The organism is Noviherbaspirillum sp. (assembly GCF_035627455.1).
Taxonomy (GTDB): Bacteria; Pseudomonadota; Gammaproteobacteria; order Burkholderiales; family Burkholderiaceae_D; genus Noviherbaspirillum.
On sequence record NZ_DASPLS010000007.1, the window covers coordinates 21487 to 47277 of the forward strand.

24 protein-coding genes are annotated in these 25791 nt (G+C 65.4%); 14 read left to right on the forward strand and 10 right to left on the reverse strand.

Features of this window, described 5'->3' with window-relative positions; genetic code table 11:
- Window positions 1-37 precede the first annotated feature (37 nt).
- A complete protein-coding gene (locus VEC01_RS00890; protein ID WP_324897821.1) occupies window positions 38-679 on the reverse strand; it encodes a TetR family transcriptional regulator in 642 nt (213 codons plus the stop codon).
- Window positions 680-827: 148 nt separating this feature from the next.
- Between VEC01_RS00890 and VEC01_RS00895 the strand changes: the two genes are divergently transcribed.
- From VEC01_RS00895 to VEC01_RS00915, 5 genes are all read left to right on the forward strand, one after another.
- Window positions 828-2042 (forward strand): efflux RND transporter periplasmic adaptor subunit, encoded by a 1215-nt coding sequence (locus tag VEC01_RS00895; protein WP_324897930.1) that lies wholly within the window; start codon window positions 828-830, stop codon window positions 2040-2042.
- Window positions 2043-2054: 12 nt separating this feature from the next.
- Window positions 2055-5210, forward strand: coding sequence for an efflux RND transporter permease subunit (locus VEC01_RS00900; RefSeq protein WP_324897823.1), 3156 nt, complete (start codon window positions 2055-2057; stop codon window positions 5208-5210).
- A complete protein-coding gene (locus tag VEC01_RS00905) occupies window positions 5207-6634 on the forward strand; it encodes an efflux transporter outer membrane subunit (protein WP_324897825.1) in 1428 nt (475 codons plus the stop codon). Before VEC01_RS00900 ends, VEC01_RS00905 begins: the two co-directional genes overlap by 4 nt.
- A 379-nt stretch (window positions 6635-7013) precedes the next feature.
- Window positions 7014-9290 carry an ATP-binding protein gene (locus VEC01_RS00910; protein WP_324897827.1) on the forward strand — a complete coding sequence of 759 codons (2277 nt, stop codon included), beginning with the start codon at window positions 7014-7016 and terminating at the stop codon, window positions 9288-9290.
- Complete coding sequence (locus VEC01_RS00915; protein WP_324897829.1) at window positions 9206-9919, forward strand: biliverdin-producing heme oxygenase; 714 nt, start codon at window positions 9206-9208, stop codon at window positions 9917-9919. Before VEC01_RS00910 ends, VEC01_RS00915 begins: the two co-directional genes overlap by 85 nt.
- A 16-nt stretch (window positions 9920-9935) precedes the next feature.
- Here VEC01_RS00915 and VEC01_RS00920 read toward each other — a convergent pair whose 3' ends face one another.
- Window positions 9936-10652, reverse strand: coding sequence for a winged helix-turn-helix domain-containing protein (locus VEC01_RS00920; protein WP_324897831.1), 717 nt, complete (start codon window positions 10650-10652; stop codon window positions 9936-9938).
- 74 nt (window positions 10653-10726) lie between these two features.
- Between VEC01_RS00920 and VEC01_RS00925 the strand changes: the two genes are divergently transcribed.
- Together VEC01_RS00925 and VEC01_RS00930 are read left to right on the forward strand one after the other, a co-directional pair.
- Window positions 10727-11071, forward strand: coding sequence for an NIPSNAP family protein (locus tag VEC01_RS00925; protein WP_324897932.1), 345 nt, complete (start codon window positions 10727-10729; stop codon window positions 11069-11071).
- Window positions 11068-11436, forward strand: coding sequence for an antibiotic biosynthesis monooxygenase (locus VEC01_RS00930; protein ID WP_324897833.1), 369 nt, complete (start codon window positions 11068-11070; stop codon window positions 11434-11436). Before VEC01_RS00925 ends, VEC01_RS00930 begins: the two co-directional genes overlap by 4 nt.
- Before the next feature lie 24 nt (window positions 11437-11460).
- On the opposite strand, the gene VEC01_RS00935 is transcribed toward VEC01_RS00930, so the two are convergent.
- The 4 genes from VEC01_RS00935 to VEC01_RS00950 all read right to left on the reverse strand — a co-directional run bounded on the left by VEC01_RS00935 (window position 11461) and on the right by VEC01_RS00950 (window position 14956).
- Window positions 11461-12654, reverse strand: coding sequence for a GGDEF domain-containing protein (locus VEC01_RS00935; RefSeq protein WP_324897835.1), 1194 nt, complete (start codon window positions 12652-12654; stop codon window positions 11461-11463).
- A gap of 157 nt (window positions 12655-12811) precedes the next feature.
- Window positions 12812-13267, reverse strand: a complete 456-nt coding sequence (locus tag VEC01_RS00940) for a TlpA disulfide reductase family protein (protein ID WP_324897837.1) — start codon at window positions 13265-13267, stop codon at window positions 12812-12814.
- Between the two features lie 87 nt (window positions 13268-13354).
- On the reverse strand, window positions 13355-14326 hold the full coding sequence (locus tag VEC01_RS00945) for a transporter (protein WP_324897839.1): 972 nt from the start codon (window positions 14324-14326) through the stop codon (window positions 13355-13357).
- Between the two features lie 153 nt (window positions 14327-14479).
- Entirely contained in the window at window positions 14480-14956 is a 477-nt protein-coding gene (locus VEC01_RS00950) for a DUF2946 domain-containing protein (protein ID WP_324897842.1), read from the reverse strand.
- A gap of 260 nt (window positions 14957-15216) precedes the next feature.
- Between VEC01_RS00950 and VEC01_RS00955 the strand changes: the two genes are divergently transcribed.
- The gene (locus VEC01_RS00955; RefSeq protein WP_324897844.1) at window positions 15217-15432 is read left to right on the forward strand and encodes a hypothetical protein; all 216 of its coding nucleotides are present in this window, start codon (window positions 15217-15219) and stop codon (window positions 15430-15432) included.
- Between the two features lie 25 nt (window positions 15433-15457).
- On the opposite strand, the gene VEC01_RS00960 is transcribed toward VEC01_RS00955, so the two are convergent.
- A complete protein-coding gene (locus tag VEC01_RS00960; RefSeq protein ID WP_324897845.1) occupies window positions 15458-16915 on the reverse strand; it encodes a hypothetical protein in 1458 nt (485 codons plus the stop codon).
- Between the two features lie 262 nt (window positions 16916-17177).
- Window positions 17178-18479: an NCS2 family permease gene (locus VEC01_RS00965; RefSeq protein ID WP_324897847.1), complete on the reverse strand. Its 1302-nt coding sequence runs from the start codon at window positions 18477-18479 to the stop codon at window positions 17178-17180.
- Window positions 18480-18757: 278 nt separating this feature from the next.
- Between VEC01_RS00965 and VEC01_RS00970 the strand changes: the two genes are divergently transcribed.
- The 5 genes from VEC01_RS00970 to VEC01_RS00990 all read left to right on the forward strand — a co-directional run bounded on the left by VEC01_RS00970 (window position 18758) and on the right by VEC01_RS00990 (window position 24416).
- Window positions 18758-20290: an ABC transporter ATP-binding protein gene (locus VEC01_RS00970; RefSeq protein ID WP_324897849.1), complete on the forward strand. Its 1533-nt coding sequence runs from the start codon at window positions 18758-18760 to the stop codon at window positions 20288-20290.
- Complete coding sequence (locus VEC01_RS00975; RefSeq protein WP_324897850.1) at window positions 20283-21344, forward strand: ABC transporter permease; 1062 nt, start codon at window positions 20283-20285, stop codon at window positions 21342-21344. Before VEC01_RS00970 ends, VEC01_RS00975 begins: the two co-directional genes overlap by 8 nt.
- Window positions 21344-22258: an ABC transporter permease gene (locus tag VEC01_RS00980; protein WP_324897934.1), complete on the forward strand. Its 915-nt coding sequence runs from the start codon at window positions 21344-21346 to the stop codon at window positions 22256-22258. The genes VEC01_RS00975 and VEC01_RS00980 overlap by 1 nt, the downstream gene beginning before the upstream one ends.
- A gap of 329 nt (window positions 22259-22587) precedes the next feature.
- On the forward strand, window positions 22588-23664 hold the full coding sequence (locus tag VEC01_RS00985; RefSeq protein WP_324897852.1) for a BMP family ABC transporter substrate-binding protein: 1077 nt from the start codon (window positions 22588-22590) through the stop codon (window positions 23662-23664).
- 332 nt (window positions 23665-23996) lie between these two features.
- Window positions 23997-24416 (forward strand): hypothetical protein, encoded by a 420-nt coding sequence (locus VEC01_RS00990; protein ID WP_324897854.1) that lies wholly within the window; start codon window positions 23997-23999, stop codon window positions 24414-24416.
- 38 nt (window positions 24417-24454) lie between these two features.
- Here VEC01_RS00990 and VEC01_RS00995 read toward each other — a convergent pair whose 3' ends face one another.
- Window positions 24455-24874, reverse strand: coding sequence for a PaaI family thioesterase (locus tag VEC01_RS00995; protein ID WP_324897856.1), 420 nt, complete (start codon window positions 24872-24874; stop codon window positions 24455-24457).
- A 96-nt stretch (window positions 24875-24970) separates the two neighbouring features.
- Here VEC01_RS00995 and VEC01_RS01000 point away from each other — a divergent pair, with 96 nt between their 5' ends.
- Entirely contained in the window at window positions 24971-25357 is a 387-nt protein-coding gene (locus VEC01_RS01000) for a helix-turn-helix domain-containing protein (RefSeq protein ID WP_324897858.1), read from the forward strand.
- Window positions 25358-25373: 16 nt separating this feature from the next.
- Here VEC01_RS01000 and VEC01_RS01005 read toward each other — a convergent pair whose 3' ends face one another.
- Window positions 25374-25652, reverse strand: a complete 279-nt coding sequence (locus VEC01_RS01005; protein ID WP_324897860.1) for a hypothetical protein — start codon at window positions 25650-25652, stop codon at window positions 25374-25376.
- Window positions 25653-25791 lie beyond the last annotated feature (139 nt).

A 25791-nucleotide genomic window follows, 5' to 3' on the forward strand; every position in this document is an offset into this window, starting at 1 on the left:
CGCTGTGTTGCCGCCTGCCGCCGCGCCGGTGCGCAGATTAAGCGGCCGCCTTCCTGAGGCTGGGGGCATTGCGCAAGGTGGCAATGCAGGCATCCACCAGCCGTTCCGCTTCGTCCTCCAGAGAAAAGTAGTCGGGCGCGATCAGCCAGTTCACCAGGATGCCTTCGATGCTCGCCTGCAGCAGCACGGCCGCCAGGCGGATATCGGTGTCGGGCGCAAGATGCTGCGCGTCGATCGCGAGAGTCAGGGTCTTGACGATGCGTTCCCTGCCGCGCATCGCCGCCTCGTGCTGCCGCATATAGATCAGGTCGGCCGGGTCGACGAACTCCGTCTTGCGGAAAAGAATTTCCATCACCTTGCGCAAGTGCGTGTTGCCTGCGCACTCCTTCAGGAAAAAGACGCAGACCTTGCGCATGTGGTCCAGCGGGTCGCCGGTTTCCGCGTCATAGCCGGCTTCGGCCAGCTCTTCCATCGGCAGGCGCACGCGATCGCACATCGCATTGAACAAGTCGCTCTTGTTCTTGAAATGCCAATACACCGCGCCGCGCGTCATGCCGGCCGCTTCCGCCACCGCGTCGAGCGTGGTGCGGGCAAAACCGTCGCGATGGAATACGTCCGCCGCGGCGTCCAGCAAGCGGTTGCGGGTTTCGAGCGCTTCTTCCTTTGTCTTTCTCACCATATCGCTTCCTTAGGTAAAACCAATCGCCAGCGCCATATATACATACGCGAACGTATGTATAATACGCCGATCGATGTGAAAAGGTACCGCCTGCACGCAGGCAAGGCCAGAAAAAACGGTGCTCTTCCTCAACTTCTTCTCGAAAAACATGATTGCACACCAGAAAATTCCTTTACTCGCCGCCCTCTCCGTCGCCATTGCGGTCCTTGCCGGCTGCGGAGAACAGATCCGCAGCGCACAAGCGCAGGCGCCGGCGGGCATGCCGCCGCCGGAAGTTTCGGTCGTCACGGTCGCACCGGAACGGATTGCGCTGGCAGACGAACTCCCGGGGCGGCTTGAAGCGAGCCGCCTGGCGGAGGTGCGCGCCCGGGTAGCCGGGATCGTCACCAGGCGGGTGTTCCGGGAGGGCGCCGAAGTGAAGGAAAACGAAGTGCTGTTCCGGATCGATCCGGCACCGTTTCAGGCAACGGTCGCCAGCGCCGAGGCGACGCTGGCCAGGGCGGACGCGAACCTCGCTCAGGCCGGGCTCAAGGCACAGCGCTACAAGCCGCTGGTCGAGACCAATGCGATCAGCCGCCAGGAATACGACGACGCGCTGACCGCGCAAAAGCAGGCGGCGGCGGACGTTGCGGCGGCGAAGGCGGCACTGGCGGCAGCGCGCCTGAATCTCGGCTACGCCACCGTCAACGCACCGATCTCCGGCCGTATCGGGCGCGCGCTCGTCACCGAGGGCGCGCTGGTCGGCCAGGGTGCGGCGACGCCCCTGGCGACGATCCAGCAGATCGATCCGCTCTACGTGAACATCACCCAGCCGGCGGGTGAAGCGCTGAAGCTGCAGCGCGCGATGCGCGACGGGAAATTGCAGAAGGCGGGCAAGGACGAGGCGAGGGTGAGCATCGTGATGGAAAACGGCGAGGTCTATCCGCATCCGGGCAAGCTGCTGTTCTCCGACCAGACCGTCGACCCCGGCACCGGCGCCATTACGCTGCGGGCAGTCGTACCTAATCCGGACCGTTCGCTGTTGCCGGGCATGTACGTGCGCGCGCGGGTCGAACAGGCGGTACAGGAAAACGCGATCGCGGTGCCGCAGCAGGCGGTGCTGCGCCAGTCTGGCGCCAGTGTCGTGATGGTGGTCGGGCAGGACAACAAGATCGCGCCGCGCCCGGTGAAGGCCGATACCGCCGCCGGCGACAGATGGATCGTCAGCGAGGGTTTGAAAGCGGGCGAGCGCATCGTCGTCGAGGGCTTCCAGAAAGCCCCGCCCGGCGCCGTGGTGAACGCGGTGCAGTGGAAGCAGGCCGCCGCAGGCAATCCAAGCCCGGCGCAATCCGGCGCGCCGCAAGCGCAAACAACCAACAAGTAAGCGAGCAAGCGTATGGGAAAATTCTTCATCGAGCGCCCGGTCTTCGCCTGGGTGCTGGCCATCTTCATCCTGATCGCCGGCGCATTGTCGATCACCGGGCTGCCGGTCGCGCAATACCCGACGATCGCGCCGCCTTCCGTCGTGATCACCGCCGTCTATCCCGGCGCCAGCGCGCAGACGCTGGAGGAAGGCGTGACCAGCCTGATCGAGCAGGAGCTGAACGGCGCGCCCGGCTTGCAGTACGTCGAATCGCAGAGCCAGGGCAATGGCCAGGCGCAGATCACCGCGACCTTCGCGCCCGGCACCAACATCGACCTTGCGGCCGTCGAGGTGCAGAACCGCATGCGGCGCGTCGAACCGCGCCTGCCGCAGGCGGTCGCACAGCAGGGCGTGCAGGTGACCAAGGCGCGCAGCAACTTCCTGATGGTGGTCACGCTGTCGTCGAAGGATGGCAGCCTGGATCCGGTCGCGCTCGGCGACTACCTGTCGCGCAACGTGCTCAATGAAATCAAGCGTGTCGACGGCGTGGGCGAAGCGATCCTGTTCGGCACCGAACGCGCGATGCGCGTCTGGATCAATCCGGACAAGATGGTCGGCTTCAAGCTGACGCCGGCCGACATCGGCAACGCGATCCGCGCGCAGAACGCGCAGGTCGCGTCCGGCACCCTCGGCGAACTGCCGTCCCCCACCAACCAGCAGGTCACCGCGCCGATCGTCGTCACCGGCCAGCTGTCCAGCGCAGAACAGTTCGGCAAGATCGTGCTGCGCGCCAACACCGACGGCTCGGTGATCCGCCTGCGCGACGTCGCGCGGGTGGAGCTGGGCGGGCAGGCATACGCGACCTCCGCCCGCATTGATGGCAAGCCGTCGTCGGCGGTCGGCATCCAGCTGTCGCCGACCGCCAATGCGCTCGGCACCGCGACCCTGGTGCGCGAGAAGATGGAAGAACTGAAACAGTACTTCCCGGCCGGCGTGCAGTACGACATCCCCTACGACACCTCGAAGTTCGTCAGGATTTCGATCGAGGAAGTGGTCAAGACCCTGCTCGAAGCGGTGCTGCTGGTGTTCCTGGTGATGTACCTGTTCCTGCAGAACATCCGCTACACGCTGATCCCGACCATCGTGGTGCCGGTGGCGCTGATGGGAACCTTCGCGGCGATGTACGCGTTCGGCTTTTCCATCAACGTGCTGACCATGTTCGGCATGGTGCTGGCGATCGGCATCCTGGTCGACGACGCCATCGTGGTGGTCGAAAACGTGGAACGCATCATGAGCGAGGAAGGCCTGTCGCCAGCGGCGGCGACCAGGAAGGCGATGAGCCAGATCACCGGCGCGATCGTCGGCATTACGCTGGTGCTGATCGCGGTGTTCATCCCGATGGCCTTCTTCGGCGGCGCGGTCGGCGCGATCTATCGCCAGTTCTCGCTGTCCATGGTGGCGTCGATGGCGTTCTCCGCGCTGATGGCACTGACCCTGACGCCGGCCCTGTGCGCCACCATCCTCAAGCCGGTCGAAGCCGGCCACCATCACGAAAAGAAAGGTTTCTTCGGCTGGTTCAACCGCAGGTTCCACAGCACGACCAACGCCTACCAGCGCGTCGTCGCCGGCGCGCTCGGCAAGACCGCGCGCTACATGATAGTGTACGGCGTGATCCTTGCCTGCGTCGGATTGCTGTTCATGCGCCTGCCGGCCTCTTTCCTGCCGAACGAGGACCAGGGTTACATCCTGACCAACATCCAGCTGCCGCCGGGCGCGAGCGCCAACCGGACGCTGGACGTGGTGACGCAGGTCGAAGACTATTTCCTGAAGCAGCCCGGCGTGCAGCACACCGTCGCGGTGACCGGCTTCAGCTTCTCCGGCAGCGGCCAGAACGCAGGCATCGCCTTCGTACCGCTGAAGGACTGGAGCGAGCGCGATGCGGCCAATACCGCGGATGCGATTTCCGGGAAGGCGATGGGCGTGCTGCTGCAGATCAAGGATGCGATCGTGTTCGCGCTCAACCCGCCGCCGATCCCCGAGCTCGGCACCGCGACCGGCTTCAACTTCCGTCTGCAGGACCGCGGCGGGCGCGGGCACGACGCGCTGCTCGCGGCGCGCAACCAGTTGCTCGGCATGGCTGCCAAGAGCCAGCTGCTGGCGGGCGTGCGCCCGGAGGGCCTGGAAGACGCGCCGCAGCTGCAGGTCGACATCGACCGCGACAAGGCAAGCGCCCTCGGGGTTTCCTTTTCCGACATCAATGCGACGCTGACTGCGGCGCTCGGTTCGTCCTACCTGAACGACTTCCCGAACGAAGGACGCCAGCAGCGCGTGATCATGCAGGCCGAACCGGCGCAGCGCACACAGCCCGAGGACCTGCGCCAGCTGTACGTGCGCAATGTCAGCGGCGAGATGGTGCCGCTGGCCGCCTTCACCACGCTGAACTGGATCACCGGCCCGGTCCAGGTGGTGCGCTACAACGGCTACCCGGCGATGAAGATCGCCGGCCAGGCGGCGCCCGGCTACAGCAGCGGCGAAGCAATGGCGGAGATGGAGCGCCTGGCGCGCCAGTTGCCGCCGGGCTTCGCGTTCGAATGGACCGGCCAGTCGCGCGAAGAAAAGATCTCCGGCGCGCAGATGCCGATGCTCATGGCGCTGTCGCTGCTGGCCGTGTTCCTGGTGCTGGCGGCGCTGTACGAGAGCACGTCGATCCCGCTGTCGGTGATGCTGGTCGTCCCGCTCGGCCTGCTCGGCGCGCTGCTGGGCGTGACGCTGCGCGGCATGCCGAATGACGTCTACTTCAAGGTCGGCCTGATCACCATCATCGGCCTGTCGGCGAAGAACGCGATCCTGATCATCGAGTTCGCCAAGGACCTGCAGGCGGAAGGCAAGGACTTGCTGACGGCCACGCTGGAGGCGGCGAAGCTGCGGTTCCGCCCGATCATCATGACCTCGCTTGCCTTCATCCTCGGCGTGCTGCCGCTGGTGATCGCAAGCGGGGCCGGCTCCGCCAGCCAGCGCGCGATCGGCACCGGCGTGATGGGCGGCATGATCACCGCCACCGTGCTCGCGGTGTTCCTTGTGCCGGTCTTCTTCGTCGTGGTCCGCAAGCTCTTCCCCGCCAGCAAGCGCGAACAGGAATTCACGCTTGCGCACTCGCACCACGTCACCACCGAAGGAGAAGGAGCATGAGCAAGTTGCGCATCCCGTCGTTCACGCTGCCGCTGCTGGCGGCCGCCGTGCTGTCGGCCTGCTCGCTGGCGCCGGTGTACCAGCGGCCCGACGCGCCGGTCGCCGCCGCCTATCCTGCCGCAGTCCCTGTGGAGGCGGTGCGGACCGCCGGCGTCACTGCCGACAGCGGCTGGCGCGAGTTTTTCCGGGAACCGCGCCTGCAAGGCCTGATCGTGGCGGCGCTGGAGCATAACCGCGATCTGCGCGCTGCGGCGCTGCGCATCGAGGAAGCTCGCGCGCAGTACAACATCGTCGCCGCGGACCTGCTGCCGAACCTCGCCGGCACCGCATCCGGCTCGCGCGCGCGCAGCGCCGCCGCCACCTCGCCGACCGGCGCCTCGGTGGTGGGAAGCGGCTACCAGGTCGGCCTGACGCTTGCCGCCTTCGAGCTGGACTTTTTCGGCCGGGTGCGCAGCCTGAACGAGGCCGCGCTCGCGCAGTATCTGGCAACGGAAGAAGCGCGGCGCGCGGTGCACATCAGCCTGGTGGCCGAAGTGGCGAAAGCCTACCTGTCCGAGCGCGCGCTGGCCGAACAGGAAGACCTCGCGCGCCGCACGCTGGCCTCGCGCGAATCCGCGTACAAGCTGTCGCAGCAGCGCTTCGAAGTCGGCGCCTCGTCGGCGCTCGACCTGCGCCAGAACGAAATCCTGGTGCAGTCGGCGCGGGCCTCGCTCGCCGCGCTGGCGCGGCAACGGGCGCAGGCGTTCAATGCGTTGACTCTGCTCGTCGGCAAACCGCTGGACGGGCTGCCGGCACCCGGCGCGCTTGCCGCGCAGGGCATCGTGGCGGACCTGCCGGCAGGCCTGCCGTCCGACCTGCTTGCGCGCCGCCCCGACATCCGCGCCGGCGAGCAGCGTCTCAGAGCGGCCAATGCCAGCATCGGCGCGGCGCGCGCAGCGTTCTTCCCGCGCATTTCGCTGACCGCCGGCCTCGGTTCGGCCAGCAGCGAGCTGTCCGGCCTGTTCGATGCCGGTACGCGTACCTGGTCCTTCGTGCCGCAATTGGTGCTGCCGATCTTCGATGCCGGCCGCAACCAGGCGAACCTGACGCTGACCCAGGTGCGCAACAATATCGCGGTGGCGGATTATGAAAAGTCGATCCAGGCCGCGTTCCGGGAAGTATCGGATGCGCTCGCCGCGCGCGGCGCGATCGACGAGCAGGCCGACGCGCAGGCACGCGTGGTCGACGCCCAGCGCGAGCGGCTGAAACTGGCCGAGCAGCGCTACCAGAACGGCGTGGCGAGTTCGCTCGAGGTGCTGGACGCGCAGCGCGAGCTGTTTTCCGCGGAACAGTCGCTGGTGCAGGCGCGCCTGCTTCGCCTGACGAATGCGGTGGACCTGTACCGCGCACTGGGTGGCGGACTGAAGGAAACGGCGGCGGGCTAGGCCGTGCATGACCGGCGCCGGTTTCGTCCTTGCGGCGGACCGGCGCCCCGCCGGTGAAACAAGCCGTCGAAAGCGTGGTACGAAAGCGCTTCAACCGCGACGCCATCCCGTGCCGGCCTACCCCATGCCGTCTTTGCCGCAGGCGACACATTCTTATGCGATAGAGAAAGGTCCATCGCGCATCCCGTCCGTTCCACCAGCATCGGGCGGTTTTCCTGCATCCTCAACAGGTCTGTTTGTCATTCGTCGATGACGCTGATCGAAGCTGCCCTACAATGCAGAGTTTCACTCGCTGTAGCATCGCGTCGTGAGAAGGGCGTTCTCGCGGTAATCATTGCGCGGGTTCAACTACTATCTTCGACTGGCATCAACAGCATCCATGGCATCCGATCCGGATCAGCTCGCTGGCCTGCTTTCCCAGTGCGAGAAAGAACCTATCCATATCCCCGGTGCAATTCAGCCATTCGGCGTATTGCTCACCGTCGATCCCCAACGACTGCTGGTTCAAAACGTCAGCGAAAACTGCGCCGCGGCCTTTGGTGTTTCGGCTCCGGATCTGCTCGGCCGGCCGCTGTCCGGGCTCATGAGCACGCAGGATCCGGCCAGGCTCGGCGTCTATCTCGCTGCGCCCGACGCCGGCGGGCAAGAGACGGTGCTCGTCAAGCTGTTTCCTGGCGACGATAAAGATGCCCGGGATTGGGAATTGCGGGCGCACCGGCACCACGACACCCTGTTCGTCGAAGCCGAACCCGCTGTTGCCGGCACGCCCGGGCTGTTTCAGAACGCGGTCCGGGAGGCGGTCGGCGCACTGCAAAGCGCCGGCAGCGTGCAGGAACTGTGCGACAGGGCGGCACAACAGGTAAAAAAGATTACCGGATTCGACCGGGTGATGATTTACCGTTTTGATGCCGACTGGCACGGCATCGTCCTGTCCGAAGCATGCAGTCCGCATGTCGCTTCCTATCTCGGGCATCACTTCCCGGCATCGGACATTCCTGCGCAGGCACGCGCCATTTTCCTGCAGAACTGGCTGCGCATGATCCCGGATGTCGACTATCTGCCTTCCCGCATCCATCCCGGAACGCACCCCGGTTCCGGCGCCCCGCTCGACCTTGGCAAGGCCTTGTTGCGCAGCGTCTCGCCCGTCCACCTGGAGTATCTGAGGAACATGGGCGTGAAGGCGAGCCTGACCGTATCGCTGGTAGACAACGGCAGGCTGTGGGGGCTGATCGCGTGCCACCACGCGGCGCCGTTGCTGGTCGACCGGGACACGCGCGCCGCCGCCGAGCTGGTCGGACGCCTCGTATCGACGCAGCTCATGATCAAGGAGATGCAAGAAGACCAGCACCACAGGAATCGGCTCGGCCAGGCGCGGGAAAGATTGATGCGTGCGCTGGAGGACGAACCGGACCTCACGCAGGGCTTGCCCCGGCATGCGGACAAGATGCTTGATATGGCCGGCGCAGAAGCGGGCGCAGTCGCGCTCTGCTATGGCAACGAGTGGACGCTGGTCGGGCCGACGCCGCCGGTCGCGGAGCTGGAGAAAATCGTCACCTGGCTGGTGCACGCCTATCCCGATGCGCCGGTTTTCGAAACCAACCGGCTTTCTTCGTATTTCCCCGGGGCCGCGGCGTACAAGGAAGTGGCCAGCGGCTTGCTCGCGATGTCGATCGCGCGCGCGGAGCGCGACTATGTGCTGTGGTTCCGGCCGGAAGTGACGACCACGGTAACCTGGGCCGGCGCACCGGACAAGCCGCTGCGGCAGAGCGGCGACCTCCTGACACTGCATCCGCGCGCGTCTTTCGAATCCTGGAAGGAGGTGGTGACAGGAACGGCAATTCCATGGAAAAGCGTCGAAATCGCCGCAGTCGAGGGTTTGCGCGCCGACATCATCGCGCTGGCGCTGCAACAGGAGTACAGGAAAGAGCAGGAGGCACGGCAGAGGGCCGAGCAGCTGAGCAGGGAAAAGGACGAGATGGTGATGATGGTGTCCCATGATTTGAAGACGCCGTTGAGTGCGGTCTCCATGAGCATCGAATTCCTGCGGCGCTTCCATCCGAGCACCGACAAGGCGGTGCAGCGCATGGTCGAGCGCGGCGAGCGGGCGACGAAGATGATGGACAAACTGATCGCGAATATCCTGGACGTCGCAAAAATCGAAGCCGGCACCCTTGACGTGGATCTGAAGCCGGAACATGCGGAAGACCTGATCCGGGAAGTGGTCAACGTTTCCGCGCCGGTGGCCAATGAAAAAGGCGTCCAGCTCGCGGCCGCGCCGGCAAATGCGCCATGCCAGGTCCTGTGCGCGCGGCACAGGATTTTCCAGGTGCTCAACAACCTGGTCGGCAATGCGCTGAAATTCACGCCGCCGGGCGGCAAGGTCAACGTTGCCGTACATGCGCAGCAATCCGAAATCGTGTTCAGCGTTGCCGACACCGGCGAGGGCATTCCTCCGCAACACATCGAGAAGATTTTCGAACGATACTGGCAGGCCGACGATACGCGGCGGCAGGGCACGGGACTGGGACTGTGGATCGCGAAAGGCATCGTGGAACGGCATGGCGGAAGAATGTGGGCCACCAGCCGGCCGGGTGCCGGAAGCACCTTCTATTTCACGCTGCCGCAGGCGGGCAGCCAGCCCGGAGCCCGACCATGACCGGAGCCGGGCATGCCGTTTACCCGCCGGCGGCCGCGCCGAGCCTGCACGACTTGCTCAGGGCCGGCACAACGCCCGAGCACAGGGACCTGGAATGCGCGCTGAACCTGCTGCGGGCTGGCTTCCGACTGGAAGATTACCGCCGCCTCCTTGTTCACTACCACGGCTTCTATCTGCCGTTCGAACGCTTCTTGCAGGACAGCGCCGGCAGGCAGTCGACTGTGGCGCGGTTCTATTGCGGCGGCCGCCGCAAGCTGAGCTGGCTGGAACAAGATCTCAGGGCGCTCGGCGTTGCTGTCGCGCCGTATGCCGCCTATATGGCGGAGCAGCGATTTCCCGCCCTGTTCCCATCCGAGGAACATATTCTCGGCGCGATTTATGTGATCGAAGGCTCGATGCTAGGCGGCGCGGTGTTGTCGAAACATTTCAGGAAGCACTTGCAGATCGAGGCGGAAACAGGGCTGCGGTTCTTCAGCGGATACGGACCGGAATCAAGGGAAAAATGGCTCGAGACGCTGCAGTTTCTCGAGAGCCGTGATCCGGGCGGCCCGTTGCGCATCCATGCGCTTGACGGCGCAAGGCGCATGTTTGTCCTGCTCAGGCAGCATCTGGTCGATGCGCCGGCTTGAGGAACGCCAGAAGTGCCTACAAGACCGGGGGTGATTCGATGCGGCGCGCGTCCCGTTCTTCGAACACCTTGCGCAGTGCGGCTTCGCCGGATGCTGAAAAGTGAATCACGCGCGAGCCGGCGTCGCGTGTTGCCCAGCCGAGCTCGAGCATCCGCTGCAGCAATGCGGCGCCCAGCGCGCCGGCAAGGTGATGACGCCGCTCGCTCCAATCCATGCAGCTCTTGCACAGCGTGCGCCGCCGTCCCGCCAGCGATTCGGCAGGAATTCCCAAGGCACGGAAAATCTGGTGGCCGATGCTGCTCAGTTCGATCTTGTCGCCGTGCGCGGTCAGCGCGTTCCGGCGAATCAGGCCGTCATACACGAGCACGCCGAGTTCGCCCGCCAGGTGGTCATAGCAGACGCGGGCCTTGCGCAATGCCGGTTCGCGCGGGCTGGAGCGCAGCCGCACCGCTCCGGTCCTGAACGCCACCCCCATCAAGGTCTCGAGCAGGTGGGCCACATCGTCATCGGCCAGCCGGTAGTAGCGGTGCCGGCCCTGCACGTCGACTGCGATCAGCGCGGCATCGGCCAGTTTCGCCAGGTGGGCGCTCATGGTTTGCTTGGTCACGCCGGCGATGTCGGCCAGCTCGGTCGCCGTCAACGACTTTCCCGTCATTAATGCAGTCAGGACTTCCGCCCGGGCGTGATCCCCGATGAGCGCAGCAATGCCAACGATGTTCGGACCGTCTCTCATGGTTCGATGTTAGACGAACCATCACACTGCTACAAGGAGTTATCGTTCACCTGTCCGAACGAAGGAGACCGATGATGACGATTGCCTGTTTTATCCGATACGAAATTGACCCTTTTCAACGCGAAGCCTTCCGGAAATACGCGGAGAACTGGGGGCGCATCATTCCCCGCTGCGGCGGCCATCTGATCGGCTACTTCCTGCCGCACGAGGGGACGAACAATATCGCCTGGGGCCTGATCGCGTTCGACAGCCTGGCGGCGTACGAGCGCTACCGCGCCCGGCTGAAGGCCGACCCGGACGGATGCTCGAACTTCGAGATGGCGCAGTCCCGCAGGTTCATCCTGCGCGAGGAGCGCACCTTCGTGGAACTCGTGGCCGGCACCTTCGCGGTCGCGCCGGTGATGACGGGTGCGGCATGATCGCGGTCATCTTCGAGGTGCTGCCGCGCGAGGGGCAGAAACAGACCTACCTGGACACCGCGGCGCGCCTGAGGCCGCTGCTGGAGCAGATGGACGGCTTTGTATCGATCGAGCGCTTCGAAAGCCTGTCGCAACCCGGGAAAATCCTGTCGCTGTCGTTCTGGCGCGATGAGCAGGCGGTGTGTCACTGGCGAAACCAGGAGGCGCATCGCGAAGCACAGGCGATCGGCCGCCGCCAGGCCTTCGCGGATTACCGCCTGCGCATCGCTTCGGTGATCCGGGACTACGGGATGAACGAAAGAGAGGAGGCGCCGGAAGATTCGAAGCGGATCCACGGCGATTCCGCCGAGGCGGCCGGCAGCTGACGCAGCGCCGCGTGCAAGGCCGCTTCAGGCGGCGCGTTTCCACTGGTTGCGTCCGCTTTGCTTGGCTTCATAGAGGGCCGCGTCCGCAAGCGCCAGGAGTTCCCGCGCATGGGCCGGGTCGGATGGAATCATGGTGGCCACGCCGACGCTGATCGTCAGCGGAATCGGCTCGCCCTGCTCGTGCACTGCAAGACGACGGACCTCGTGACCCAGCGCCGCCGCGATTCTTTCCGCGGCCGGCTCGTCCGCATTGGCCAGCAGGATGACGAACTCGTCCCCGCCGAAGCGCGCGAGGATGTCCCCGGCACGGCGCCTGGCCCTGGCGATGCACAGGCCTAACGCGGCCAGGCAGCGGTCGCCGGCGGGATGGCCGAAGCGGTCGTTGATAGCCTTGAAGTGGTCGACGTCGATCATGAGCAGCGACAGCGGATACTGCTGGCGGTGCGCGCGTCTCCATTCAAGCTCGAAATGCGCATCGAAGTAGCTGCGGTTCCGCAGCCCGGTAACCGCATCGGTGAAGCTGATCTGTTCCAGCTCCTTGGTCCGCTGCTCCAGCAGCATCGCGGTGCCGACCGCTTTGTAGTAGTCCTGCTGCCGCTTGCGGCCGGCGGCAAGGATGTAGGCCAGGAAAACAAGGCAAAGCGCTCCCCAGACGCGCTCGTCGGGATTCTCCGACAGGAGGAGGGTGATTCCGGCGGGGACCGCCAGGATGGCGGGGAACATCACGCGCAGGGTCGTATTGAACACGACGGCGAAGGTCCCGCTGCCGATCATGCCGGTGCCGACAAGGAGCATCGCGATGCGAATGGAATGCAGCGCCGGATCGACAAGGGCCCACACCGTCATGACCGCCCAGTGCGCGGCATTGAGCAATACCGCGCCAACCAGCATCCGTTCGACCACCGGCGCGTCGCTGTACGCGCACTCCCTCATGCGCAGGTGCACCCGGTAGCGAAGGACGGTGCTGAGGATCAGGACCACCAGGTTGGCCCAGAAGAAGAGCGGATCGCGCCGGGCGAGGTCCGCATGAAGCATCAGGACAAGCCATAGCACCGGGTACAGCACCAGGCTGATCAGGTTCTGGCTTCCCAGGTCGAACAGCACGCGGCCGCGCGTTTCAAGCGAACGGGCAAGGTCGGCCGAGGCCGCGTGTCCCGGCGCGCCGCCGGTGCATGAATCCGGAGTTGTCTCCCCTTGATTTCGCTGATTTTTTTTCATCTCCCGACCAGCCTTTCCGGTGTGCCGGTTCTTGTAATTCGAGAGATTATGGTCCGAAGATTCCCCTAGGGAAATGATTTGCATCAACTCCGGGACGCGAGGCGTCCCGGTTGCGGGTCGATGAAGCTTGCCGCTTTCGCATCAAGTAAAGCGCTGATCAAGGTTTCCCGCGATTCAGGATGCCCTCTATTTCCTGCCGGGTAACCGGCCCTTCCTTCACGAATACCTGCTGGCCCGACGCATTATAAAGAATGCTGGTCGGATAACCTTTGGGGCCGAATTGCTGCGCCATCGCCGCATTGCCTGCAATCACCGGATAGCTGACCCCGAGCTTTTCGGCGAACCGGGCCACGCGCGGCGCGGCTTGTCCATCGACCGCGAGACCCAGCACCACCAGATCGCTGCGCCTCGCCTTGCTCAATGCTTCCAGCTCGGGCATTTCGGCAAGGCAGGGCGCGCACCAGGTTGCCCAAAGATTGACCAGCACCCATTTGCCGGGATGGCTGGACATCGTATGCGTCTTTCCCGTGGTGTCGGTGAACGAAAAGTCCGCCGCGGCCGCCAGGACCGGCAACGCCAGGAGTGCCGCGACGGCGGCAATTTTCTTCATCATTGCATGAACCTCCATCGTGTCGCCACGGGGCAGGGAATGCGGCCCGATGCGCCGCATTCCCATCCGTGCCACGTTCCGGGAAAAGCCCTAGAAACGGCCGCTCACGCCGATCACCAGCGCCTTGTCGGCGGTCAGCTGGACGCCGTTCACATGCTGGTACAGCGGCTTCTGGAAGAAACCATACACCTGCACATTATCCGAAACGGCGTAGCTCAGTCCCGGGCTGAGGGACAGATAGCGCGCGCCGCTATCGGCCGGTTCGGCCGCAGAACCGCTGTCGCGGCGCTTCAACAGCAGGTTAAGCTGGATCAGCGCGCCGAGCTGGTCGGTCACGCCGTGGCGATAACCCACGTCCGCGCTCAGCTGTGCGCCCGGCTTGAAATTGTCGCGGCTGTTCAGCGCCTGCTGGTACTGCGCCTGCGCGAACCAGGACGCGTTGGATTGCGGCAGTTTCTGGTGATAGTAAGCACCGAGGATGGCATCGGTCGTGCCGGTGCCCGGCTGCAGCGTCCGTTCCGCCACATCGCCGCTGGCATTGCCCACGCTGGTCCTGCCGGTGGGCAGCTTCAATCCGAAGCTGATGCCGGTCGCGCGCGGGCTGCGCGGATCGCCCATGTCGGGCGACTGGTACCTGCCGATCACGCGCATGTCGCCGAGTTCGGTGAAGTCCCAGCGTTCCGGAAGCTGCGCGCCGTGGTGATTGTGGATATGGAAGTGGTTGCGGTCGACCACCGGCGCCGTCACGGAAAGCCCCCACCCCGAACTGAAGGTGTGGGAATACGACAGGATCAGGTTGCGGTTCACGGTCTTGACTTCATCGTGATGCTTGCGAATCTGGCCGACGGCGACGTCATCGGTCCCGCTGCGTGGCTGGTTCTGGGAGACATACTCGTAACGCAGGTCGAGCACGGACCCGGTCTCGGTTGCCGCGCTTTCCGACGTCCAGTTGCTGTTGACCGTGCAAAACGCCGTTCCGCAGCTGGCAAGTGCCGAGGAAGGAAGGACGATGCCCAGGGCGCCGCCGCAGACGGCGAGCGCGACAATTTTCGATGCTTTCAATTTTCAACTCCAATGTGATTCCTGGCCGTCCCCGCGACGGATCAAGGTCGCGGGGACAGGCGGCCGCCTGCCTACCGGCACGGCAGCATATTGATGAGGCAAAACAGGGCCGGCTATCCCGCGCGCAGGCGGGACAGCGGCTGTCAACGGCAGTCAGGAATGCGCGGGCGGCGCGCGCGGTTGCGGCGTGGCCCATGCGAACAGCGGGCGTGGAGATTGATAGAAGAGCGGCGGGAGCATCGGCGCCCCGCTTGCCTCGGGAAGGGGAAGGGCGTCTACCGGCGCCAGGCCGAATGAACCCGCATGCGTCGCGCAGAACGGGCAGTGATCGAAATGCAGTTCCTTTCCGGCGGGTGCCGAAGAATGGTGCGCGGAGTGATCCTCTTCCTGCGCCATCTCGTCGCCGTGGGTGGCGCAAATCTCAGCCCGCGCGAGTGGCGCGTCGCAGGTGGCGGCGAGTATACGGGAGACAGTCGGCGCAAGGGCCGCGAGCAGGATCGCAAAACAGGCGATCCATGCAGCAATATGTCTGATTCGAATACTCCGTCTCACAACAGCTTTTTCCAGTATGGCCAGGTCTGCCCGCAAGCAGGCCGCGATCCGCGCGAAGCGAATGATATCCGCGCACACCGGATTAAAAATTGATTTGTCTTAATGTATTGCCGGCGAGCGATGAATTGTAGCCGCTGCCTTTGTGCGGCTGTGAAAACCACGCAACAATGCGGCGGTCCGCCTGGCGCGCTCAGGCCTTTGGCCGGCGCCACGAGATTTCCCTGGTATTGGAAACGCAATGCCAACGGCGGCTGCGCGCGGCGTTGGCGCCACGGTGCTGTGCCCACTGCGCACTGCGCACGACGCAAGCGTTTCCGATTTCCGTTTGCATCGAGAGCATGCTTAAGGCTGACGCGGTCACGACCTGTCGCCGTTCGCTGGTGCTGCTCTGGCGCGCGGAAACGGTGCGGCAGGCAGAAGCGCTGCCTGACTGCGGCGAACGATTCTTTGGACCCGACACGCCGGGCGCCGGCATGCAAGGCAGTGCAATGCACCAGACACTGCTGGTAGCGTACGACAAGCTGTTCGCGCCAGCGGCCGAGGTCCCGGCCTGACAGGCTGGCAGTGTGCGGCGCGGCGTCAGGCGCTTACTGTCGCCTGCCGCACGTAACCGTCGGCAAAGAGCAGGCCCGGGTTGCCGTCGGCCGAATGCGTGCCCGGACCGTTGGTCATCCCGCCAAGCAGCCAGTCGCCGTTCCACGGCGCCAGCGAACGCAACTGGTTGTGGCGCGGCCCGGCCGCCACCGCAATGCGCTGCGTGATGCGCCCTTGCGCGTCGGCGACCGCAAGCAGCGGCGCCGCCTCTTCGGAGATGCTGCCGCCCGCCGGATTCTGCAGGTAGGCGCTGGCGCCGGCCAGCAGCATGCGGCCGCCGCCCAGCGGTGCGATATCGAAAATCACGTCGCCGCGCTCCACGTCCACCGCCGTCGCCTTCTGCAGCGCCGCCCCGCCGGCCGGCACGACGGCCAGGTAGCCGTCCCAGCCGCCGCCGTCGGCGCGCTGCTCGGTACGCACGCGCCCGCCCACCACGACGCGGCCGTCGATCCAGCGCAGCGCATGGATTTCCGATTTCTGCACCGTGTCGATCAGTGTTGCACCGATGCGCCTGCCGCCCGCGTCGAGCCGGGTGACCAGCGCGCCGCTGGTGACGGACGGGTCGAGCGCTTGCCCGAAATAGTCGCCATGCCCTTCCAGCAATTCGGTCAGGTTGAGGTTGACCGCAATCGCGATCGCGCCGCCGGCGTCGACGTCGAGGAAGACCTGCCACTGGTTGTCCAGCCCGCCGAACGGATCGAAGGTGCCCGAGGTCAGGCCGATCGCTCCGATCGCCACGCCCGGCTCCACCAGCGTGCGCCAGCCGGTCTGCACGCCCGCCACGCTCTGGCGCAGCCGGTAAGCCAGCACCGCATTGCGCCCGGTGCGCAATGCCATCACCACGTCCTCGCCCAGCGCCGCGAGCCGTGCGGCGTCACGGGTGCCGTAGGGCAGCAGTGCGCCGGAGTCGCGAATCTGCAGCGGGTCTCCCATGTACGGATCGGTGGCCGCCAGGGGATCGGCGAAGTCGGCCTGCGCCAGCAAACGGCCGAGGCGATCCAGCCGCACCAGCCGCACCGCGCGATTCGTCCCCAGCACGGCGCTGATGTCGGTTGACGGATGGACCGCAAAGTCCAGCAGCGACCAGCCTTCCGGCGGCCGGTAGGTCGCCGTTTGCGCGCCGGTGCCGTCTGCCAGCAGCAGGTGGCGCTCCGGCGTGGTGACGTTGGCCAGGGGGCGCAGTTTTTCCGCGAGCGCGACCCAGCCGCCGGCGAAGGCGCGCACCTTCATCACTGCGCTGCCGGGCAAGGCCCGCCTGACCGGCTGCGGCGCCGGATCCACGCCGCCGCCGGCGTTGCCACCGCCACCGCCGCAGGCGGCGAGCGCACCGGGCAAGGCGGCCGCCGCCAGGGTGCGTAGCAGCGCGCGCCGTTGCGGGCTTGGTAGCGGCGCCGCGCCGGACCGGAACAAAACGTTCGACATGTTGGGGAAACGATCAGCCATGGAAAACCTGCAGGGTAGCTGACCCGGGCCATGCATTTGTCGCAATTTTGTCGCGGATTTGTCGTGCAAAAGCCCGCCGTGCCGTCCGTGCGGGGGCGCGTGGCCCGCATTGCCGTCGTCGTTCGAGGAATGGAGAGGGCGCCGGCTGACGCCGGAGGCCGCCTCAAATGAACGAAGGCCCGCGCAGCGGGCCTTCGTTCATTGATGCGGCGCGGACCGGCGCGCCATCGGACTCCGGTCGCCGGTATTCGTGCCGCGCTGCCTATTCAGCGCCCAGGTACACATACCGGAACACGAAGATCGCTGCAATGATCCACACGATCACCGGCACCTCGCGCGCGCGGCCGGTGAACAGCTTCAGCCCGGCGTAGGAGATGAAGCCGAACGCCACGCCGTTGGCGATGGAGTAGGTGAAGGGCATCATCAGCGCGGTGATCACCGCCGGCACGCTTTCGGTGCTGTCGGCCCAGTCCACGTCGGCCAGGTCGCGCAGCATCAGGCAGGCGACGTAGAACAGCGCGGGCGCGGTCGCGTACGCCGGCACCGCGCCGGCCAGCGGCGCAATGAACAGGCAGGCGAGGAACAGCAGCGCGACCGCCACCGCGGTCAGGCCGGTGCGGCCGCCGGCCTGCACGCCGGCCGCGCTTTCGATGTAGGCGGTGGTGCTGGAAGTGCCCATGAAGGCGCCGGCGACGATCGCGCTGCTGTCGGCCAGCAGCGCCTTGTTCAGCCGGTCCATCTTGCCCGCCTTCAGCAGGCCGGCGCGGTTGGCCACGCCCATCAGCGTGCCGGTGGCATCGAACAGCTCGACCAGAAAAAACACCAGCACCACATTCAGGATGCCGATCGACAGCGCGCCGGAAATGTCCAGCTTGAACAGCGTCGGTTCCAGCGACGGCGGCGCCGAAAACACGCCGCCGAACTTGTTGCCGCCGACCAGGAAGGAGAGGATGGTGACGGCCAGGATGCCGATCAGGATCGCGCCACGCACGCCGAGCCGGTCCAGAGCCACGATCAGGAAAAAGCCGACGATGGCCAGGACCGCCGGCGTCGCGTGCAGGTCGCCGAGGGTGATGAAGGTGGCCGGATGGGCGGCGACGATGCCGGCGTTCTTCAGTGAAATGATCCCCAGGAACAAGCCGATGCCGGCGGTGATCGCGATCCGGACCGAGCGCGGGATGCCGTTGACGATCATTTCACGGATCCGCAGCACGCTGACGATCACGAACAGGATGCCCGACAGCGCAACCGCGCCCAGCGCCGCTTCCCAGCTGTAGCCCATGCCCTTGACCACGCTGTACGCGAAATACGCGTTCAGGCCCATGCCCGGCGCCATCGCGATCGGATAATTCGCGTACAGGCCCATGATCAGCGAACCGAGCGCGGCCGCGATGCAGGTGGCGACGAACACCGCGTCCTTGGGCATGCCGGCGTCGCCGAGGATGGAGGGGTTCACGAAGATGATGTAGGCCATCGTGAGGAAGGTGGTGAAGCCGGCGACCAGTTCGGTGCGGACGTTGGTGCCGTGTTCCTTCAGTTTGAAGAACCGCTCCATGGTGCTCATGGGTTTTCTCCTATTCGTGTTGTTGGCATGAGGGGTGCTTATTAGACATGATTTTCGAGGATTTGCCGAGATGCACCGACAATGTTGTATTCGGCGCGGATACAGACGATTTCCGACGCGCTCTATACCCTTCGATCTATATGAGCCATACAGACAAAGGTATAGTTGCACAAATTATTTCCTGTAATTTTCATGAATTACAAGAATATCGACCGCAGAGCCACTACCATATCGCCTTCGGCAAAATTCGGTAGCAGCTGGCAAGTGAAGAGTGAGACATGGATACCCGCCTAACCCTGAGCAGGATCACGAAGCGTTATCCTTCCGTGGTCGCCAACGACGGCATCGACCTGAACGTGATGCCGGGCGAGATCCACTCCATCCTCGGCGAGAACGGCGCCGGCAAGTCGACGCTGATGAAGATCATCTACGGCGCGGTCAAGCCGGATGCCGGCCAGGTGTTCTGGAACGGCCGCGAGGTGCAGATCGCCAATCCGGCCGAGGCGCGCAAGCTCGGCATCGCGATGGTGTTCCAGCATTTCTCGCTGTTCGACACGCTGACGGTTACCGAAAACATCGCGCTCGGCCTGCCCGGGAGTACCGACCTGCATGAACTGAGCCGGCGCATCAAGACCACCGCCGCGCAGTACGGCCTGAACCTGGAGCCGGAACGCCATGTGCATACGCTGTCGGTCGGCGAATGCCAGCGCGTCGAGATCGTGCGCGCGCTGCTGACAAAACCGCAACTGTTGATCCTCGATGAGCCGACGTCGGTGCTGACGCCGCAGGCGGTGGAAAAGCTGTTCGCCACGCTGCGCCAGCTCGCGGCCGAAGGCTGCAGCATTCTTTATATCAGCCACAAGCTCGACGAAATCCGGGCGCTGTGCCACAAGTGCACGGTGATGCGGGCCGGCAAAGTGACCGGCATCTGCGATCCGACCCGGGAAACTGCGGCCAGCCTGTCGCGCCTGATGATCGGCTCGGAACCGCCGGCGATCAAGGCCGCGGACCGGCAGCCGGGCGAGAAGATGCTGTCGCTGCGCGACCTGTCGCTGCCGAAGAACCATCCGTTCGGCATCCCCCTGGAAGGCATCAACCTCGACGTGCATGCCGGCGAAATCGTCGGCGTGGCCGGCGTGTCCGGCAATGGCCAGCAGGAATTGCTGGCGGCGCTGTCGGGGGAAGACCCGCGCGCGGCGCCGGATGCGATTGTGCTCGCCGGCGAACCCGTCGGCCGTCTCGATGCCGCCGCCCGCCGCCGGCGCGGACTCGGCTTCGTGCCGGAAGAGCGCCTCGGGCGCGGCGCCGTGCCCGATCTGTCGCTGGCGCACAACATCCTGCTGTCGCACCAGGACAACGCCACCGTACGGCACGGCCTGATCCGCTTTAGCGCGATCCACAAGCTGGCCGCCGCCATCATCGAGCGCTTCAAGGTGAAGGCGCCCGGGCCGCAGTCGACCGCCGGCAGCCTGTCGGGCGGCAACCTGCAGAAATACATCGTCGGCCGCGAAGTGCTGCGCGAACCGAAGGCGCTGATCGTCGCGCAGCCGACCTGGGGCGTCGACGTCGGCGCCGCCGCGCAGATCCGCGCCGAGCTGGTGGCGCTGCGCGACGCCGGTTGCGCGGTGCTCGTGGTGTCGGAGGAACTGGACGAGCTGTTCGAGATTTCCGACCGCCTGGTGGTGATCGCCAAGGGCCGGCTGTCGCCGCCGATCCGGCGTTCGCAGGCCACGGTCGACCTGATCGGCCAGTGGATGAGCGGCCTGTGGGACCAGACGAAACCGGCGCAGCAGGAGGCGGCCCATGCTTAAGCTGGAAAAGCGCCCGGCGCCGTCGGCGCTGATGGCCTGGCTGTCGCCGCTGCTGGCGGTGCTGCTGACGCTGCTGTGCGGCGTGATGCTGTTCGCCGCGCTCGGCAAGAATCCGCTGACCGGCCTGTCGGTGTTCTTCATCGAACCGGTCCGCACCCTGCAGGGCTGGGCGGAAGTCGGCGTGAAGGTCGCGCCGCTGCTGCTGATTTCGGTCGGCCTGGCGATCTGCTTCCGCGCCAACGTGTTCAACATCGGCGCCGAGGGGCAGCTGGTGGTGGGCGCGATCGCCGGCGGCGCGGTCGGGCTGTATTTCGACAGCGGCGAGGGCGGCGGCGCCGGGCTGATCGCGCTGGTGCTGCTGGCGGGCGCGGCCGGCGGCATGGCGTGGGCGGCGATCACCGCCTTGCTGCGCGACCGCTTCAACGCCAACGAGATCCTGGTGTCGCTGATGCTGGTGTATGTCGCGCAGCTGCTGCTCAATTACCTGGTGCACGGCCCGCTGCGCGATCCGGAAGGCTTCAACTTCCCGCAGTCGCGCATGCTGTCGGACGGCTTCCTGCTGCCCAATATCGTCGACGGCACCCGCCTGCATCTCGGCTTTGCGATGGCGCTGGCCGCCTCCGCGCTCGCCTGGCTGTTCCTGTCGAAGAGCTTCGCCGGCTACCGTCTGCAGGTGGGCGGCATGGCGCCGGCGGCCGCGCGCTATGCCGGCTTTTCCTCGCGCCGCGCGCTGTGGACCTCGATGCTGGCCTGCGGCGCGCTGGCCGGCATCGCCGGCACCGCCGAAGTGATCGGCCCGATCGGCCAGCTGACGCCGTCGGTGTCGCCCGGCTACGGCTTCGCGGCGATCATCGTCGCCTATGTCGGCCGCCTGCATCCGGTGGGCGTGGTGTTTTCAAGCTTCATCATGGCGCTGTTCTACATTGGCGGCGAACTGTCGCAGTCGCGGCTGGGCATGCCGAGCGCGATCACCGGCGTGTTCCAGGGCATCCTGCTGTTCTCGCTCTTGGCCTGCGACGTGCTGATCCATTACAAGTTAAGCTGGAGAAAATGATGGAATCCTTCGCGCCGCTCATCGCCGCGTCGATCAATGCCGGCACGCCGCTGATGCTGGCCGCGCTCGGCCTCCTGATCAACGAGAAGTCGGGCGTGGTCAATCTCGGCGCCGAGGGCATGATGCTGGTCGCCGCCATCGTCGGCTTCGCCACCGTGGTGCATACCGACAGCGTCGCGCTCGGCTTCGTCACCGCCGCAGCCGCCGGCATGCTGCTGGCCGGCTTTTTCGCGCTGCTGACGGTATGGCTCGGCACCAACCAGTATGCGACCGGCCTGGCGCTGTCGCTGTTCGGCGGCGGCGCGTCGGCCTACATCGGCATCAGCTACGTCGGCCACAGCCTGGAAAACGCGAAATTTGCGTTGCCCCTGCTGTCCGACATTCCGTTCCTCGGCACCGCGCTGTTCCGCCAGCATCCGATGGTCTACCTGTCGCTGCTGCTGTGCGGCGCGATCATCTGGTTCCTGTACAGGAGCCGCGCCGGGCTGGTGCTGCGCGCGGTCGGCGAATCGCCGGCATCCGCGCATGCGCTCGGCTACGACGTGCGCCTGATCCGGCTCGCCGCGCTGCTGTTCGGCGGCGCCTGCTGCGGGCTGGCGGGCGCGTTCATGTCGCTGGTCTACACCCCGATGTGGGTCGAGGGCATGGTGGCCGGCCGCGGCTGGATCGCGCTGGCGCTGACCACCTTCGCGACCTGGCGCCCGGCGCGCGTGCTGGTCGGCGCCTACCTGTTCGGCGGCGTTACCATCATGACCTTCCATGTGCAGGGACTGGGCGTGTCGATCCCGTCGCAATGGCTGTCGATGCTGCCGTATCTCGCGACCATCGTGGTGCTGGTGCTGATTTCGACCAATGCGAACTGGATCAAGCTGAACATGCCGGCGTCGCTCGGGAAGAATTTCAGTCCGCAGTGAACCGGCGAACAGCGGCGGTTGCAACGGAAATCCGCGCAAATATCATCGCAGCTATATGGTTGTTATCAGCTTAGTGATATATTGCCGCCCGGGCCCGCATGCATAAACTGTAACTGGCGCTTTATCTTGTAGGTTGAACGCCGACAAGAGCGCTGGTGGTGGCGCTTGCAGGGGCAGGAAAGGCCGTATCGTTACGGGCGCGCATGGCTGCGCCCGCAGATGATCCGGACTTCGGCGCAGGACCGCGTCCGACCAATCCGCTGTCGTTCCCACTCGGCGTGCTTGGCGTCCATTGATGAAACAGTGGGAGTTACCTGTAGAGGAAAACCATGTCGAAAAGCTTCCTGCGCGGCGCACTCGCCGCGATTGCCGCACTGCCAGTGCTTGCATTTGCCGCGGATAACGCGCCGCTCAATGTCGGTTACGTGTATGTCAGCCCGATCGGCGAAGCCGGCTGGACCTTCCAGCACGACATGGGCCGCAAGCAGATGGAACAGGCGCTCGGCAACAAGATCAAGACCCGCTTCGTCGAGAGCGTGCCGGAAGGCGCCGACGCCGAGCGCTTGATCCGCGACCTCGCGCAGCAGGGCAACAAGCTGATCTTCACCACGTCGTTCGGCTACATGAACCCGACGCTGAAGGTCGCCAAGCAATTCCCGGACGTGAAGTTCGTGCACCTGACCGGCTACAAGACCGCGCCGAACGTCGCCACCGCGAACGCGCGCTTCTATGAAGGCCGCTACCTCGCAGGCGTCCTCGCCGGCAAGATGAGCAAGTCCAATGTCGCCGGCTATGTCGGCGCGTTCCCGATTCCGGAAGTCCTGCAGGGCATCAACGCCTTCACCCGCGGCATGCGCAGCGTGAACCCGAAGGCGGAAGTGCGCGTCATCTGGGTCAACAGCTGGTTCGACCCGGGCAAGGAACGCGACGCCGCGATCACGCTGATGGGTCAGGGCGCCGACGTGGTCACCCACCATACCGACTCGCACGCCGTAGTGCAGGCCGCCGAAGAGAAGGGCAAGTTCGCCGTCGCCTACCACTCCGACATGAAGAAGTTCGGTCCGAAGGCGCAGCTCGCGGCAGTGACCCATCACTGGGGCGACTATTACACCAAGGCCGCGCAGCAGGTGCTGGACGGGAAGTGGAAGTCGACCGGCGTCTGGGGCGGCATCAAGGATGGCTTCGTCAAGCTGGAAGGCATGAACGCCAGCGTGCCGAACGACGTGAAGCAGCTGGTCGCCGCTGCCGAAAAGGACATCGTGTCCGGCAAGATCTCGCCGTTCGACGGCCCGGTCAAGGATAACGAAGGCAAGGTCCGCCATGAAAAGGGCGCCATGACCGACGACGCGCTCAACAAGATGGACTTCTACGTCGAAGGCGTTCAGGGCAAGCTGCCCGGCAAGTGATCGCCGCGCGACCGCTGCCGTCACAACGGCCGCAAACGATGAAAAGGCCTGCAGAGATGCAGGCCTTTTTTTATTTGGACGATCGCCGGAGAAGCATGTGTTTCCGGCAACTGAATTACGCCTTGGAAAAACAGGAAGGCTGCCCGCAAACCCGCATGACGCCTTGGGAAAATGCGCTATACTGTACGCATGAACAGTGTGCAAATCCGGCGATTTTCGGGGAACTGAAACCACCAAAATCCGTCAACGCCGGGTGCAAGCCAGGGAGGCCTGCAATGACTTCCACGGCGACCGCTCCTTGGGACGGCCGCCACCTGAACAAGGAGTTCACTATGTTCAAACCAGGCACATCGGTAGGCGCGGGCCGTTGGCCGAACCAGAGCGCGCATCCCGACCACTGGTCCAAACCGGTCCGCGGGCAGGTCCTCGACTTTTGCGACGTGCGCGCCTGGGCCAATTCGATCCACTTTCCGGAAGACGTGCCGCATGCCGGCGAGGTAATGGGACTGGCGCTCAAGTTGCAGGCGGAAGGCAAGCTGGAAGGGCTCACGCCGGTGCTGTGGGACTTCAGCACGCACCGGCGCGTGACCTGGGAGAAGACGGCCGGACTGCGCCCGTATGAGGACGACATGATGCTGTGGCGCGCGGCACGCGAGATGCGGCGCGACGAAATCGAACACCCGCGGCGCCGCAAGCCGCGCGATATCCGCGAGTTCCTGCCCGAGACGCAGCGGCATCTGGCGCTGGTCTGACCGCTCCGCAATCCTGCGCCGGGGCCGCCTCCTTGCGCCTAATTCGCCCCGTCAACCTTGACGATCGTACCCTGTGCGGTCGCGACCAGCTTTTCCGTATCCTGCTCCCGGGCAAGGATGTCGCAGCGGCAAACCGCCTGGCGCGCGCCGGCATGGATGACGCCGGCGCGTGCGACCAGCAGGCTGCCGATGGCAGGGCGCAGGTAGTTGATCTTGAACTCGCTGGTCAGGATGGCGGCGCCGCCCAGGCGCGCGCCGCCGGCAAAGGTGAGCGCATTATCTGCCAGGTAGCTGACCACGCCGCCATGCGCGAAACCGTGCTGCTGCTTCAGGTCGTCCCGCAGCGGCAGCGTGAGCACCGCCGATTCCGCATCGATATGCTCCAGCGACGCGCCAAGCAGCCTGCTGAAGGGCTGGGCATCGAGGGCCTGCCGCGCCCGCTCGATCAATCCATTCATTCTCGTCTCCAAAAAGGGTATGCTTGCGCAAGCAGCTATCGAAAGGATAGCGCTATTTAAAAGATAGCGGAGCGGATGGAAGAGGTCAAGCGAGCCATGCCAAGCAGAAAAGTCATCGAACCGGGCAAGCCGGTGCGTAATTCCCGGTCGGGCCAGCCGATCATGGTGGTGCTGGACTTGCTCGGGCGCAGGTGGGCGCTGCGCATCCTGTGGGACTTGCGCAGCGGCGAGCGGCAGTCGTTCCGCGCGCTGCAGGAACGGTGCGAGATCAGTTCCCCGAACGTGCTGAACGCGCGCCTGAAGGAGCTCAGGCATGCCGGCGTCATCGACCTGGAAGAGGGGGGCGGCTACGGTCTCACTGCCGCCGGCCGCGAGCTGCTGGCGGCGATGCGCCCGCTGGCCGCCTGGTCGGACCGCTGGGCGCAGAGTGTCGGGCGCGAAGACCTTGCCTGCTTCGCCCGCGCGCGCGCATCGAAAGAGTGAGGCCCGGCAGGCGCGGCTACTGGCCGCGCCGCGGCCGTCCCGGACCCATCCGCGCCGACAACTCGCGTTCCTTGTTCTCCCGCCACCAGGCGAGGAAACGGTCGAAGTCGCCGTCGAACTTGTCCGCCTTCAACTGCTCGTAGATCGCGCTGCATGCGGCGCCGGCGTCGAGATCGATGGTGCCTTGTATCGCGGTGAATTCGCAATCCCAGTAGCTTCTTTCGACCTCGGCCGGCGGCAGGTCGGCGACCGTGGCGGAGGCCGCGAGGACGAGGGAGGACAGTGCGGATGCCATGACGGGACCTGGATGTCGAAACAGTTTTCAGTGTAGGCGCGCGGACCGGTTATTTTCCCGGGAATGGTGAACGCCGCATGACCGGGATCAGACAAGGCCGGGATCGGCGGAACCGGGATGGACGCCCGCGCCGATACTC

Excerpts from the sequence above, each read along its gene's own strand:
- VEC01_RS00890 (WP_324897821.1), bottom strand. The coding sequence starts at position 679 with ATGGTGAGAAAGACAAAGGAAGAAGCGCTCGAAACCCGCAACCGCTTG.
- VEC01_RS00895 (WP_324897930.1), top strand. The coding sequence starts at position 828 with ATGATTGCACACCAGAAAATTCCTTTACTCGCCGCCCTCTCCGTCGCC.
- VEC01_RS00900 (WP_324897823.1), top strand. The coding sequence starts at position 2,055 with ATGGGAAAATTCTTCATCGAGCGCCCGGTCTTCGCCTGGGTGCTGGCC.
- VEC01_RS00905 (WP_324897825.1), top strand. The coding sequence starts at position 5,207 with ATGAGCAAGTTGCGCATCCCGTCGTTCACGCTGCCGCTGCTGGCGGCC.
- VEC01_RS00910 (WP_324897827.1), top strand. The coding sequence starts at position 7,014 with ATGGCATCCGATCCGGATCAGCTCGCTGGCCTGCTTTCCCAGTGCGAG.
- VEC01_RS00920 (WP_324897831.1), bottom strand. The coding sequence starts at position 10,652 with ATGAGAGACGGTCCGAACATCGTTGGCATTGCTGCGCTCATCGGGGAT.
- VEC01_RS00925 (WP_324897932.1), top strand. The coding sequence starts at position 10,727 with ATGACGATTGCCTGTTTTATCCGATACGAAATTGACCCTTTTCAACGC.
- VEC01_RS00930 (WP_324897833.1), top strand. The coding sequence starts at position 11,068 with ATGATCGCGGTCATCTTCGAGGTGCTGCCGCGCGAGGGGCAGAAACAG.
- VEC01_RS00935 (WP_324897835.1), bottom strand. The coding sequence starts at position 12,654 with ATGAAAAAAAATCAGCGAAATCAAGGGGAGACAACTCCGGATTCATGC.
- VEC01_RS00940 (WP_324897837.1), bottom strand. The coding sequence starts at position 13,267 with ATGATGAAGAAAATTGCCGCCGTCGCGGCACTCCTGGCGTTGCCGGTC.
- VEC01_RS00955 (WP_324897844.1), top strand. The coding sequence starts at position 15,217 with ATGCTTAAGGCTGACGCGGTCACGACCTGTCGCCGTTCGCTGGTGCTG.
- VEC01_RS00960 (WP_324897845.1), bottom strand. The coding sequence starts at position 16,915 with ATGGCTGATCGTTTCCCCAACATGTCGAACGTTTTGTTCCGGTCCGGC.
- VEC01_RS00965 (WP_324897847.1), bottom strand. The coding sequence starts at position 18,479 with ATGAGCACCATGGAGCGGTTCTTCAAACTGAAGGAACACGGCACCAAC.
- VEC01_RS00970 (WP_324897849.1), top strand. The coding sequence starts at position 18,758 with ATGGATACCCGCCTAACCCTGAGCAGGATCACGAAGCGTTATCCTTCC.
- VEC01_RS00975 (WP_324897850.1), top strand. The coding sequence starts at position 20,283 with ATGCTTAAGCTGGAAAAGCGCCCGGCGCCGTCGGCGCTGATGGCCTGG.
- VEC01_RS00980 (WP_324897934.1), top strand. The coding sequence starts at position 21,344 with ATGGAATCCTTCGCGCCGCTCATCGCCGCGTCGATCAATGCCGGCACG.
- VEC01_RS00985 (WP_324897852.1), top strand. The coding sequence starts at position 22,588 with ATGTCGAAAAGCTTCCTGCGCGGCGCACTCGCCGCGATTGCCGCACTG.
- VEC01_RS00990 (WP_324897854.1), top strand. The coding sequence starts at position 23,997 with ATGTTCAAACCAGGCACATCGGTAGGCGCGGGCCGTTGGCCGAACCAG.
- VEC01_RS00995 (WP_324897856.1), bottom strand. The coding sequence starts at position 24,874 with ATGAATGGATTGATCGAGCGGGCGCGGCAGGCCCTCGATGCCCAGCCC.
- VEC01_RS01000 (WP_324897858.1), top strand. The coding sequence starts at position 24,971 with ATGCCAAGCAGAAAAGTCATCGAACCGGGCAAGCCGGTGCGTAATTCC.
- VEC01_RS01005 (WP_324897860.1), bottom strand. The coding sequence starts at position 25,652 with ATGGCATCCGCACTGTCCTCCCTCGTCCTCGCGGCCTCCGCCACGGTC.